This window comes from Streptomyces sp. CB02959 (assembly GCF_002803155.1).
Classification (GTDB): domain Bacteria; phylum Actinomycetota; class Actinomycetes; order Streptomycetales; family Streptomycetaceae; genus Streptomyces.
Genome location: NZ_NNBP01000021.1, coordinates 66,436 through 79,244 on the forward strand (window position 1 = coordinate 66,436; position 12,809 = coordinate 79,244).

Here is a 12,809-nt window from a genome sequence, read left to right on the forward strand (position 1 = left end):
TGAGCGACGGCGAGGCCACGCTAACGACGCTCGCCTGCCACTGTCCGACGGATGCGCGATTTTCACCCGGATGAGAGAGCTTTCGCGCGCTCGGTGGACGACTTTCTCCGCACTCCTGGCAATACCTTCGCCCCGAAAAGTGAGGATTGCACGATGTCGAATCCGATGCGGCCGCCGCGTTCCCCGCGGCCCTCGGCCTCCCTCCGGCCCCCGCTCCAGGCCGTGCCGACCCCCGGCCCGGCGGCCCGCCGCGCGCTGCTGGCCGCCCCGGTACTGGCCGGCGCGCTGGTGCTGGGCGGCTGCTCACAAGGGGCCGATTCCCAACCCCCGGGGGCCGCTCCCAGTTCTTCCAGCCCCGCCGCGCCCATCCCGAGCTGGGCCAAGGTCACCGGCCCACCGCACATCGTCCCGGCCGTACGGGGCTTCCGCCCGGCGGACGGAAACGGCTGGCGGCCGACCAAGGGCGCCCGGGTCGTGGTACCGGCCGGGGAGAAGAGCACCGTCGCCGATGAAGCGCAACTTATGGCCAAAGATCTTGGCGGGCTGGCCGTGGTGTGGGGAAAGCAGGACGTCCGGCCCGGTGACATCGAGGTGAAGCTCAGCGGATCGGCCGGGGCCAACCGCCCCGACAACGCCCCGGTCGGCAGCACCGCCGACGAGTCCTACACCCTGACCGCCCGCGAGGCCCGGCTCACCCTCACGGCCCCCACCGACGCCGGGATCTTCAACGGCACCCGCACCGTCAAACAGGCCGTCCGCAACGCCGGCGGCCTCCCCGAGGGCACCATCGAGGACCGCCCGGACCGCCCCGAGCGCGGCATGCTGCTCGACAACGCCCGCAAGCCGTTCACCGCGGACTGGATCGAGGCCCGCATCCGGCAGCTCGCCGACCTCAAGCTCAACCAGCTCCAACTGCACTTCTCCGACGACCAGGGCTTCCGCATCCAGAGCGACAGCCACCCCGAGATCGTCTCGGCCGACCACCTGACCAAGGCCCAGGTCCGCCACCTGATCAAGGTCGGGCAGAGCCTGCACGTCGCCCTCGTCCCGGAGATCGACTCGCCCGGCCACCTCGGCGCCGTCCTCGACCACTACCCCGACCTCCAGCTGCGCAACGCCTCCGGCAAGGTGCTCCGCGGCGCCATCGACATCTCCAAGCCGCAGGCCGGCGCGCTGATCGACTCGCTGCTCAAGGAGTTCGGGCAGCTCTTCCCCGGCCCGTACTGGCACCTGGGCGGCGACGAGTACCAGGCACTGGTGGCCTCGAACCCCGAGGCGTCCTACCCGCAGCTGGCCAAGGCCGCCCGGGACAAGTACGGCCCCGGCGCCACCATCAAGGACCTGGCGACCGGCTGGCTGAACGACCGGCAGAAGACCGTGGAGGCCGCCGGCAAGACCCGGATCGAAGCCTGGAACGACGGCTTCTTCGCCGGCGGCAAGGTGGCCGCCGACAAGAACCGCAGGGTCGCCTACTGGACCGGCAAGGAGATCGGCGCCCGCGACCCCGCCGAGTTCTTCCACGAGGGCCGCACGGTGCTCAACCTCAACGACGAGTACCTCTACTACGTGCTCGGCGAGCCCAACAACTTCACGTACCCGACCGGCGAGCGGATCTACAAGAGCTGGACCCCGCGGGTGCTGCGGGGCACGTCGCCGGTGTCCGTACCGGAGAGCCAGACCGGGCCCGACCGCATCCCGGGCGCGCGGTTCGCGATCTGGTGCGACCACGCGCAGGCGCAGACCCCGCAGCAGATCGCGGCCGGGATCAGGCTGCCGCTCGCGGCGCTGGCGCAGAAGACCTGGGACCCGCGCACCCCCGCGCTGTCCTGGACGGACTTCAGGGCGCTGGTGAACCGGCTCTGAGCGGCCGGGCGGGATAGATGCGAGAGACGGCCGGGGCCGCCACCCCCCACAGGAGAGGCCCCGGCCGTCGCTCACGAGGAGCCCGTGACGGGCTCCTAATCGATACAGCGCCGACGGGCCCGAAAGCGTCACACGGGGTACGGGCGGTGGCACGGCCAGTGGTCTGGACGCGGGCCGGGAAGGGCCCGTAACGTGCCGGAACGCGCCGGTGGGCGGGTGCGTCGCGGGGGGCCCGGCGACCGGGAAGAACGGCTGGTTACCGGGGAGTTCGGTGGAAAACGCGGACACGTCGTGCCGGCGCGCCGCCGGTCCCAAGAGGTGGCCCGGGTGCCGGGCACCGGGTCTCACCCGTTACGGTCAGCAGGAGCGGCCGGACGGTCCACCGCCGGCGCAGCGGAGGAGCGGACCGGCCGGGCGGTGACCACGGCGGGCCGGACGACCGGCCGGCAACGAAGAAACAGCGACAGCACGAAGCGGCAAGGACCGGGCGGCGGACATTCAGCGTGCGACAGGATGGACCCGTGCGAGGGGACGACATTCAGCCGGACGACGGACGGCTGACGGTTGCCGTACAGGCGGCGCAGGACGGCGACGAGACGGCGTTCCGGCTCGTCTACCGCGCCATACAGCCCCGGCTTCTCGGCTACGTCCGGACCCTGGTGGGCGAAGCGGACGCCGAGGACGTGGCGTCCGAGGCGTGGCTCCAGATCACCCGCGACCTCGCCCGCTTCAGCGGCGACGCGGACCGCTTCCGCGGCTGGACCGCCCGGATCGCCCGTAACCGGGCGCTGGACCACATCCGGATGCGCGGCCGCCGCCCGGCCGTCGGGGGCGACGAGAGCGAACTCACCGACACCCCCGCCGCGTCCGACACCGCGGGCGAGGCGCTGGAGGCCCTGGGCACCGGCCGCACCTTCCGCCTGATAGGCCGGCTCCCGCAGGACCAGGCCGAGGCGGTGACGCTGCGGGTGGTCGTCGGCCTGGACGCCAAGAGCGCGGCACAGGTCCTGGGCAAGCGGCCGGGCGCGGTGCGCACCGCCGCCCACCGCGGTCTGAAGAAGCTGGCCGAACTGCTCACCGAGGACGGTGGCGGCGACGAGGGCGACGGGGCGCCCCGGGGGCTGTCCGCGGGTCCGGGCACGGACGGTGGCACAGTGGGTGAGCTGCCCGTACCGGACCGAAGACACCCTGAAGGTGTGGCGGATTCGTACGTACCAGGTGTGACGGAAACGGCCGCACGAACGCAGAAGGACATGTGATGGCCGACGACCGGTATAGCTGGCTCGACAAGGACGCCGCGGAGCGACTGCTGCGTGGTGAGCCCGCCGGTTCCCAGGTCGGCGACGGTGCACGCGAACTCGAACACCTGCTGAAGGCCGCCGCGGCGGCCGGCTCCGGCCTGCCCGAAACCGCCGCGCTGCCCGGCGAGGAGGCCGCGCTGGCCGCCTTCCGGCAGACCCGTCACGACGCCGGCGCCCACCCGCGCGAAGCCGGTCGCGGCGCCGCGCTGTCCGCCGTGCGCGGCGGCCGCGGCAGCCGCGTCGCCGAACGCAACGGGCTCGCCCGCCCCTTCAGACGCGGCTTCGCGGTCGCCCTCGCGGTCTGCGCGATCGGCGGTATCGCGGTCGCCGCCGGCACCGGCGTCCTGCCCACCCCGTTCCGGGGCGGCGAACCGCAGCCCGGGGCCAGCGTCTCGGCCGCCGAGACGCCCAGCACCTTCGAGACCCAGGAGTCCGCCACCAGCCCCGGCGAGACCGGTCGCACTCCGGCCACCCAGCCCGACGGGCGGCCCACCGGCCCCGGCGCCACTCCCACCCCCAGCCCCGGCAGCAGCCAGAGCGCCGGCCCGGCGCCCGGCACCCGGACGCCCGGCACCGGCACCCCCGGCGACGACAGCCAGTCGCAGCAGGACCAGGACGGCAAGAACAAGAAGCGGCTGCTGCTGGCGCTCTGCAAGGACTACGAGTCCGGCAAGCGCGGCGACCTGGACCGCGACACCCTGCGGAGCCTCGAATCCAAGGCCGGTGGCCCGAACAAGGTGCACGCCTTCTGCCGCCAGTACCTCACCCAGGCGGGACAGCAGGGCGGCGGCTCGGGTGACAACGATGGCGGAGGCGGCGGCCGGGGCGGCGGAGGCGGCGGCCAGGGCGGGAACGGCGACGGCGGCGGCCACAACGGCGGTGGCGGCGGCGACGAGGAGGGCGACCCGTCCGGCGTCACCCCGCCCAGCCCGAGCGCCCCGCCCGCCGGCACCACCCCCGCACCGGACCCCAGCACGCCCGCGCCGACCCCTACCGGAACCCTTCCTACCGGTCCGGTGTGACGTTTTTTGACGCCGTGACGCAGTAAGAAATGAGCCGACTGGTCATCGGCGGCGCACGAGCCAGGGTTCCCCCCGTACCCGTGGCTCGGCGCACATGGCGCGGGCGGGGCACGTTCCCCCGGCCCTGCCCGCGCCCCCCTCTTTGCGCCTGAACCGGCGCCGCTTTCGCGTAGGTGGTTGCTGTGGGTGGGGGTGGCTCAATTGTCGCTTCGGTCAGGGAAAAGGGCGCTGTGGTGGGGCTTTCTGGTGCGGGACGTTAGGGCTGTGCGGTCTGCTGTGGTGTAGGTCCCTGTGGTGGGGAGGCCGGCCTGGTGTTGGAACGTGCGGACGGCCGTTGCGGTCTCGGTGGCGTAGCGGCCCGTGGGGTTGCGCCGGAAGAGGCCCAGTTGGGCCAGACGGGCCTGCAGATCGCGGACCGCGGGGCCGTGCGCGCCCGGTGCCAGCACGGGAGCGGCCTTCGCCGGGTGGCAGGCCGCCGCCAAAGCCAGCGCAGCCAGCGCCATCGCCACCGCCGGTCCTCTTCTCCCGTTCCGCCGCATGACCCACCCCCTTCCCAACGGTGCGGTGGGGCGAACCTCCAGGCATGCTGTGAAGGCGGTGCAAACCTGCACTGTTCACCTGTTTGGAGGCGTAGCGGACATGGTGCGGTACAGCGAGAGCGGGCTGCCCATCGAGCCGGTGTACGGGCCGGCGGGGCTGGCGGGGTGGGACCCGGACGCCGAACTGGGTGAGCCGGGCGGGTACCCGTACACCCGGGGGATCTACCCGACCATGTACACCGGGCGGGCCTGGACGATGCGGCAGTACGCCGGGTTCGGGACGGCGCGGGAGTCCAACGCGCGCTACCGGCAGCTGATCGAACACGGCACGACCGGGCTGTCGGTCGCCTTCGACCTGCCGACGCAGATGGGGCACGACTCCGACACCCCGATCGCCGCCGGCGAGGTGGGCAAGGTCGGCGTGGCGATCGACTCCGTCGAGGACATGGAGGCGCTGTTCGGCGGTATCCCGCTGGGGTCGGTCTCGACGTCGATGACCATCAACGCGCCGGCCGCCGTGCTGCTGCTGATGTACCAACTCGTGGGCGAGCAGCAGGGGGTGAAAGGACATCAGCTCAACGGCACGGTGCAGAACGACGTGCTGAAGGAGTACATCGCGCGGGGCACGTACATCTACCCGCCGCAGCCGTCGCTCCGGCTGACCGCGGACATCTTCCGCTACTGCCGGGCCGAGATCCCCCGCTGGAACACCATCTCGATCTCCGGCTACCACATGGCGGAGGCCGGCGCCTCGCCCGCCCAGGAGATCGCCTTCACGCTGGCCAACGGCATCGCCTACGTCCGCACCGCGCTCGCCGCCGGCATGGACGTCGACGACTTCGCGCCCCGGCTGTCGTTCTTCTTCGTCGCCCGCACCACGCTGCTGGAGGAGGTCGCCAAGTTCCGTGCCGCGCGGCGGATCTGGGCGCGGCTGATGCGGGAGGAGTTCGGGGCGCGCAACCCCAAGTCGCAGATGCTGCGCTTCCACACGCAGACGGCCGGGGTGCAGCTGACCGCCCAGCAGCCGGAGGTGAACCTCGCCCGGGTGACCGTGCAGGGGCTGGCCGCGGTGCTCGGCGGGACCCAGTCGCTGCACACCAACTCCTTCGACGAGGCGATCGCGCTGCCCACCGAGAAGGCCGCCCGGCTTGCCCTGCGGACGCAGCAGGTGCTCGCCCACGAGACCGATGTCACCGCCACCGTCGACCCGTTCGCCGGTTCGTACGCGGTGGAGTCGCTGACGGACGCCGTCGAGGAGGAGGCGCTGGCGCTGATGGCGCGGGTCGAGGATCTGGGCGGTGCGGTCGCCGCCATCGAACGGGGCTTCCAGAAGGACGAGATCGAGCGCAACGCCTACCGGATCGCCCAGGAGACCGACGCCGGTGAGCGGGTGGTGGTCGGCGTCAACCGCTTCCGCACCGACGAGGAGGAGCCCTACGAGCCGCTGCGGGTGGACCCCGCCATCGAGGCGCAGCAGGCCGAGCGGCTGGCGCGGCTGCGCGCCCGCCGCAACCGGAACGCGGTCACCGCGGCGCTCGGCGCGCTCCGGAAGGCCGCCGAGGGCCCGGACAACGTGCTCTACCCGATGCGGGAGGCGCTGCGCGCCCGGGCGACGCTCGGCGAGGTGAGCGACGCGCTGCGCGAGGTGTGGGGGACCTACGTGCCGACGGACGCGTTCTGAGGCCGTTCCGGGTGCCGGGTGCGGCGCCCGGAACGCGTCCGCCAAACTGGAGGCATGTCCGCACCCCGACGCCGTTGCCCCATCTGCACCCGAGAGATCGCCGTGGTCGGCGGCCGGTACGCCCGCCACGACCCGCCGGGGCGGCGGACCGGGATCGAGTTGATCTCCTGCCCGGGGTCGCGGCGGACCGCGCCGATGATGGCCCCCGCGGAGAAGCTCTTCGACCCCGAGGAACCGCCGATGCCCGGTCAGCAGCCGCTGTTCTGACGGACCGCCCCCGGGGGCGAACTACGGTGCCAGGACGTCGAGTTCGGCCATCGCGCCGGTGGTGATCTCCCGGGTGAGGGCCTCCGCGCGGGCCGCGTCCCCGGTGCGGATCGCCTCGGCGACCTGGACGTGCAGGGTGACCGCGGACGGGTCGGGGTCGGTGAACATCACGTGGTGATGGGTGCGGCCGGTGAGCACGGCGGCGACGACCTCGGCGAGGCGGGCGAACATCTCGTTGCCGGAGGCGGACAGCACCACCCGGTGGAACGCCATGTCGTGGACGAGGTAGGCGTCGAGCTGCTGGCCGCGCGAGGTGGCGACCATCCCCATGGCGTGCTCGGTGAGTTCGGCGCACTGGGCGGGGGTGGCGTGGTGGGCGGCCAGTCCGGCCGCCACCGGCTCGACGGCCGAGCGCAGCACGGTCAGTGAGCGCAACTGCCGGGGGCGGTCCCGGCCGGCCAGCCGCCAGCCGATGACCCGCGGGTCGTAGACGTTCCACTCCTCGGTCGGGCGGACGGTCACCCCGACCCGGCGCCGGGAGGCGACCAGGTGCATGGACTCCAGGACCCGGATCGCCTCGCGGATCACCGTGCGCGAGACGTCGAACCGCTCGGCCAGCTCGTCGGTGCGCAGGACCGTGCCCGGAGGGTGGTCGCCCGCGGTGATCGCGGGCCCCAGGGACTCCAGCACGCGGGCGTGCAGCCCCTTCTCCCCGTTCCCGGTCGCTTCCATGGGCCAAGCCTACGTTCCCGCCTTCCGGCCAATTAAGTATGACGTTTGCGTCACAGGGGCTTGAATACGTCGTACCTAATGAGTTTCAGTGGGGGCGCACGAGGTCGAAGAGGACAGCGTCGTACCGATCGCCCTGGTATGGGTGAGTCGGCGCGAGGCGTTCTGTATACGAAGTTTCGAGGTATTCGGGATGGGAAGCGCCGACGTCATCGTCGTGATGGGTGTGGCCGGGACCGGCAAGACGACGATCGGTCCCCTGGCGGCCGACGCGCTGTGCGTCCCGTACGCCGAGGGCGACGACTTCCACCCGCCGGCCAACATCGCCAAGATGTCGGCGGGCATCCCGCTGGACGACGCCGACCGCGGCCCCTGGCTCGACGCCATCGGCGCCTGGGCGCACGGCCGGGCCGGCCGCGGCGGAGTGGTCAGCTGCTCCGCGCTCAAGCGCGCCTACCGCGACCGGCTGCGGGCCGCCGCCCCCGGCGTCGTCTTCCTCCACCTCGCCGGCGACCGCGCGCTCATCGAGGCGCGGATGGCCGAACGCAAGGGCCACTTCATGCCCACCGCACTGCTGGACTCCCAGTTCGCCACGCTCGAACCGCTCGGTCCGGACGAGGCGGGCGTGGTCGTCGACGTCTCCGGCACCCCGGAGCAGATCGCCGACCGGGCGGCCGCCGCACTGCGCCGCCCGGCCCCGGCCGCGTAACCCCGCGCCGAGGCCGAACCGCAGACCGCCGGGCCCCTCCCTTCCCCCCCCGAGGGGCCCGGCTCCCCTCACCGTTCCCCCCGTTCCCCCCTCCCCTCCGACAAAGGGGCCCTCCGATCGCCGGGCCTCCGGCGGAGGGGCCCCTCCAACCAAGGGAATCGCCGTGCCACATCTCAGCGTCGAGATGCTCGCAGCGGACGCGACCACGCCGATCACCTCGGCCGGTCACGCACAGCTGGGCATCGCCGTCCTGGCGGGTATCGCCGTCATCGTCCTGCTGATCACCAAGTTCAAGCTGCACGCCTTCCTGTCGCTGATCATCGGTTCGCTGGTGCTCGGCGCGGTGGCCGGTGCGCCGCTCGACAAGGCCATCGCCAGCTTCTCCACCGGACTGGGCACCACGGTCGCGGGCACCGGCGTACTGATCGCGCTGGGCGCCGTCCTCGGCAAGCTGCTCGCCGACTCCGGCGGCGCGGACCAGATCGTGGACACGATCCTGGCCAAGGCCGGACGGCGGGCGATGCCCTGGGCGATGGTGCTGATCGCCGGGATCGTCGGACTGCCGATCTTCTTCGAGGTCGGCATCGTGCTGCTGATCCCCGTGGTGCTGCTGGTCGCCAAGCGCGGCAACTTCTCCCTCATGCGCGTCGGCATCCCGGCGCTGGCCGGCCTCTCCGTGATGCACGGGCTGATCCCCCCGCACCCCGGGCCGCTGGCCGCGATCGACGCGGTCAAGGCCAACCTCGGCGTCACGCTGGCGCTGGGCGTCGTCGTCGCCATCCCCGCGGCGATCGTCGCCGGCCCGCTCTTCTCCCGCTACGCGGCCCGCTGGGTCGACATCGCCCCGCCCGAGAAGATGCTGTTCTCCTCCGGGGAGACCCCGGACCCCCAGGCCCAGCGCACCTCCGACGACCTTCAGAAGCGCCCCGGCTTCGGCATCACCGTCGCCACCGTCCTGCTGCCGGTCGTGATGATGCTGGCCAAGGCCCTCGTGGACGTCGTCGTCGACGACCCCAAGGACTCCCTCCAGCGGGTCTTCGACGTCGTCGGCTCCCCGCTGATCGCGCTGCTCACCGCCGTCGTCGTCGGTATGTTCACGCTCGGCCGCTCGGCCGGCTTCACCCGCGGCAGGATCGCGTCCACCGTCGAGTCCTCGCTCGGCCCGATCGCCGGCGTGCTGCTGATCGTCGGCGCCGGCGGCGGCTTCAAGCAGACCCTGGTGGACTCCGGCGTCGGCCAGATGATCCTGGAGATCTCCAAGGACTGGAACATCTCCACGCTGCTGCTGGCCTGGCTGATCGCGGTCACCATCCGCCTCGCCACCGGCTCCGCCACCGTCGCCACCATCTCGGCCGCGGGCCTGGTCGCCCCCCTCGCCGCCGACATGAGCACCACCCACACCGCCCTCCTCGTCCTCGCCATCGGCGCCGGCTCCCTCTTCTTCAGCCACGTCAACGACGCCGGCTTCTGGATGGTCAAGGAGTACTTCGGCATGGACGTCGGCCAGACCCTGAAGACCTGGTCGGTGATGGAGACGCTGATCTCGGTCGTCGGGATAGTGGGGGTGCTGCTGCTGTCGCTGGTGGTGTAGCGGCACCCCCACGGACAGGAACGAGCCTTCGCCGGCTGCCCCTAAGGGGGTCGGCGGGGGCTCGTTGTCGTGGGGCGGCGGCTACCGGGGCGGGGAGCCGGTGTCCGCCCTGACGGCCCTCACGGCTGGTACTCGTACCCGATCGTGAAGCGGGGCGGCAGGCACCATTCGCCGTATTCGATGACACCGTCGGCGTCCGACCAGCGGTGTGCCCCCGCCAGGATCGGAGAGCCCACGGGGAGGCCCAGGGCGCTGGCCTCGCGGGCGTCCGCGGCCCGGGCGTGCATGTCGTCCCTGGCGTGCGCGATGGTGCGCTCCGTGGCCTCCAACACCCGCGCGGACAAGCCGTGGTTGCGCTCCGGCGCGGTGTTCAGCAGGTCGGGCACGAGGGCGGCGAACGGTGCCGGGTACCACGTCACCGCCAACACCGTCCGGGTCTTGCCCCGACCCGCCAGCCACTCCCGCCGCACCACCTGGTCTCCCGTGTCCAGGTCGAAGATCTCGGCGATGTACAGCGGAGGGGCAACCAACTCTGCCGCCGTGACCCGGCTCGTCTCGCCGTCGGCGAGGAACGACTTCACGCGCTGCACCCTGGCGAGCCGGTCGCGCGCCGACAGGGTCCACACCGGGTCGTCGGCGACGTACGTGCCGCGCGGAGTGGTCCGGATGTACCCCTCGACCTGGAGCGCCTGGAGAGCGCGGGACACCGTCGCGGCGGCCACCTGCCACTGCCCCGAGATCTCCCGGTTCGTGGGCAGCTTCGCCCCTGGCTCCAGATCGCCCGACAGGATGCGCTCGCGGAAGTGATCCGCGATCTTCGTAAACGTTTTCGGATCGGCCATCTTCCCTATTCCTCAAGTGAGTTGAGTAGCAAGTCGCTCAGCGACATTAGGGCGCCCGGGACCGCAGCCGGAGTGCTTCGGCCGCCTCGACGCTGAATTCGTTCACGTGTTGGAGACGTTGATCTCGGTGGCGGGGGCGTGCGGGGTGCTGTTGCTGTCGTTGGTCGGGTGGCGGGCGTCGTGGAGGCGACGGCGCTGGGGAGGGCCTGGGCGAGCGCCTGCTGACTGCCTTCACGGGCGGGCGGCGAGGCGCGTCGTCGGCGAGCGAACGGGGGCGGCTGCTCAGACAGCCCGTTCACGTGCGGTCCCCCCACCGACCCTCCGAAGGGTGACGGCGACCGATCTCCGTTTCGGTGTGGCCGGGGCGGGAGTACCGTCGGACCGGTCGAGCTCCGAAGGGAATTCCGGATGCCCTACGCCAGTGGCGACGCCAGCGAGCGCATCGGACAGCGCATCGCCGCGGCCCGCAAGGCGCGTGGTCTGACGCAGCTGCAACTCGCCCTGCGCGTGCCGTGCTCGAAGTCGCTCATCGCCCAGGTGGAGCGCGGCCACAAGCCCGCCACGCCGTCCCTGACCGCAGGCGTCGCCCGTGCTCTCGGGGTCCGTCTCGAACAGCTCACCGGGCAGCCGTACGAGGACCCCCACCGGGGGCGGGTGCGTGCGACCGTGCCGGACATCCAGACGTCGATGCTGTCGTGGGACCTGCCCGAAGAGGACCTTCCGGTCCGGTCCTTCGACGCCCTGGCCGCCGATGTCGCACGGGCCTCGGCGCTCGGGCGGAAGGCGCGTTACGCGACGCTCGGCACGCTGCTTCCGCCGCTGCTGGACGAGTTGTCGGCCGCCTGCCACTCGGCCGACGGGGGCGAACGGGAGAAGCTGTTCGGGCTGCTCGCCGAGGCGTACAGCGGGGTGACCGCCATCGCCTACACCGTGGGGTACTTCGATCTGCGTTCGCAGGCCATGGACCGGGTGCAGTGGGCAGCACGGGAGTCGCACGACCCCCTGCGTGTCGGACGTACGCAGTGGCAGCGCGCCACCTTGTTCCTACAGGCGGCCGCGTATGGCCGCGGGATGCGGCTCTTGGACCGTGTGCGCCACGACCTGGGCGAGGACATCGGCCGCATGGCGGCACCCGAGCTGAGCATGCACGGTTCCGTACACCTGCGTTCGGCCATGTTCGCCGCGCGGGACGGGAACGCGGCCACCGCCCGCGCGCATCTCGACGCCGCGGCCGACACCGCACGTCTGCTCGGGCGGGACGCGAACCACTACGGCCTGGAGTTCGGGCCGACCAACGTGGCCATGCACCGGCTCGGGGTGGCCGTGGAACTGCACGACGGGCCGGAGATCGGACGCCTCATGCGGCGCACCCGGCTGCCCACCGACGTGGCACCCGTCCGGGCGGGCCGCTGGTACATGGACGCGGCGAAGGGCTGGCTCGACTACGGCAATCGTGACAAGGCGTTCACCGCGCTCCAGGCTGCCCGCCGCGTGGCACCCGAGCAGACCCGCAACCATCCCCAAGTGCGGGAAACCGTCCACGCGTTGATTCGCCTCCAGCGGTACGGCAGCGAGCCCCTGTCTGGTTTCGCGGCCTGGCTCGGCATCACCTGAGGTTTCACGAGCCGTGAAACTCGCCGGGCTTCTCCGCGCCCAGCATGAAGGGACAAGGCCGGGCGAGGACGCACTGGTGCGACCTCCTCGGGTGTGCCCCGTGCTGGTTGAGGAGCGTGAAGGTGCTGAATCCCATGGACACCGCACGGCTGTTGCCGTGGAGCAGCCCGGAGGGAAAGCCGTGTTACCTCATCGGCGGGACCGGGACCGGGTACGTCTCCCGGCTCGCCGACCGGGTGGAGGCGGAGCAGATGGATGCGGCGGCCGAGTGCATCGAGGAGGCCGGTGACGTCCTCTCCGGGCGGGCCTGGACTCCGGGTGAACTCCACTTGTTGGCCGTGGAGTTGAACGTTCACCTGGCCAGGATTCACCGGGTCTCGGAGAGTCGGGGCGCCCGGTTGGTCCAGTGGGAGGGCGAGCGGGACGGGGACGACGAGGGCGACGAAGATGGCGAGGGCGGTGTGGATGACGCGGGTGGCGGTTACGCGCCCGCCGAGGACTTCCCCGACCGGAACGGTCCCGAGGGCGGGCGGCACACGTCCCGCACGAGCCCACGGGCTCGGCTCGGGGCCCCGGTCCGTCCTGCGGGGAGCGTCCCGGGCGCTCCCCTGAAGGGTGCCGCGCGGGGGTCGTCCGCGCGGTGAGGGAGGC

At 72.2% G+C, this 12,809-nt stretch carries 12 protein-coding genes; 9 read left to right on the plus strand and 3 right to left on the minus strand.

The features are described 5' to 3' along the window. Positions 1-153 precede the first annotated feature (153 nt). The 3 genes from CG747_RS30120 to CG747_RS47485 all read left to right on the plus strand — a co-directional run bounded on the left by CG747_RS30120 (position 154) and on the right by CG747_RS47485 (position 4,186). On the plus strand, positions 154-1,863 hold the full coding sequence (locus CG747_RS30120) for a glycoside hydrolase family 20 protein (protein ID WP_100604999.1): 1,710 nt from the start codon (positions 154-156) through the stop codon (positions 1,861-1,863). A 521-nt stretch (positions 1,864-2,384) separates the two neighbouring features. Next, complete coding sequence (locus CG747_RS30125) at positions 2,385-3,122, plus strand: RNA polymerase sigma factor (RefSeq protein ID WP_100605000.1); 738 nt, start codon at positions 2,385-2,387, stop codon at positions 3,120-3,122. Continuing rightward, the gene (locus tag CG747_RS47485) at positions 3,122-4,186 is read left to right on the plus strand and encodes a hypothetical protein (RefSeq protein ID WP_146022172.1); all 1,065 of its coding nucleotides are present in this window, start codon (positions 3,122-3,124) and stop codon (positions 4,184-4,186) included. The genes CG747_RS30125 and CG747_RS47485 overlap by 1 nt, the downstream gene beginning before the upstream one ends. Positions 4,187-4,383: 197 nt before the next feature. Here CG747_RS47485 and CG747_RS30135 read toward each other — a convergent pair whose 3' ends face one another. Then, positions 4,384-4,725 (minus strand): peptidoglycan-binding protein, encoded by a 342-nt coding sequence (locus CG747_RS30135; protein ID WP_100605001.1) that lies wholly within the window; start codon positions 4,723-4,725, stop codon positions 4,384-4,386. A 100-nt stretch (positions 4,726-4,825) separates the two neighbouring features. Between CG747_RS30135 and CG747_RS30140 the strand changes: the two genes are divergently transcribed. Together CG747_RS30140 and CG747_RS30145 are read left to right on the plus strand one after the other, a co-directional pair. After that, positions 4,826-6,406: a methylmalonyl-CoA mutase gene (locus CG747_RS30140; protein ID WP_100605002.1), complete on the plus strand. Its 1,581-nt coding sequence runs from the start codon at positions 4,826-4,828 to the stop codon at positions 6,404-6,406. 54 nt (positions 6,407-6,460) lie between these two features. Beyond that, complete coding sequence (locus CG747_RS30145; protein ID WP_067347577.1) at positions 6,461-6,673, plus strand: hypothetical protein; 213 nt, start codon at positions 6,461-6,463, stop codon at positions 6,671-6,673. A 21-nt stretch (positions 6,674-6,694) separates the two neighbouring features. On the opposite strand, the gene CG747_RS30150 is transcribed toward CG747_RS30145, so the two are convergent. Further along, positions 6,695-7,405 (minus strand): FadR/GntR family transcriptional regulator, encoded by a 711-nt coding sequence (locus tag CG747_RS30150; RefSeq protein ID WP_100605003.1) that lies wholly within the window; start codon positions 7,403-7,405, stop codon positions 6,695-6,697. A gap of 190 nt (positions 7,406-7,595) precedes the next feature. On the opposite strand from CG747_RS30150, the gene CG747_RS30155 reads away from it, so the two are divergent. Beyond that, the gene (locus tag CG747_RS30155) at positions 7,596-8,111 is read left to right on the plus strand and encodes a gluconokinase (protein WP_100605004.1); all 516 of its coding nucleotides are present in this window, start codon (positions 7,596-7,598) and stop codon (positions 8,109-8,111) included. A 163-nt stretch (positions 8,112-8,274) separates the two neighbouring features. Further along, on the plus strand, positions 8,275-9,702 hold the full coding sequence (locus CG747_RS30160; protein ID WP_100605005.1) for a gluconate:H+ symporter: 1,428 nt from the start codon (positions 8,275-8,277) through the stop codon (positions 9,700-9,702). 119 nt (positions 9,703-9,821) lie between these two features. On the opposite strand, the gene CG747_RS30165 is transcribed toward CG747_RS30160, so the two are convergent. Beyond that, positions 9,822-10,544, minus strand: a complete 723-nt coding sequence (locus CG747_RS30165) for a GntR family transcriptional regulator (protein ID WP_100605006.1) — start codon at positions 10,542-10,544, stop codon at positions 9,822-9,824. A 408-nt stretch (positions 10,545-10,952) separates the two neighbouring features. On the opposite strand from CG747_RS30165, the gene CG747_RS30170 reads away from it, so the two are divergent. Further along, positions 10,953-12,158: a helix-turn-helix domain-containing protein gene (locus CG747_RS30170; protein ID WP_100605007.1), complete on the plus strand. Its 1,206-nt coding sequence runs from the start codon at positions 10,953-10,955 to the stop codon at positions 12,156-12,158. 122 nt (positions 12,159-12,280) lie between these two features. Next, positions 12,281-12,802 (plus strand): hypothetical protein, encoded by a 522-nt coding sequence (locus CG747_RS30175; protein ID WP_257980846.1) that lies wholly within the window; start codon positions 12,281-12,283, stop codon positions 12,800-12,802. Positions 12,803-12,809 lie beyond the last annotated feature (7 nt).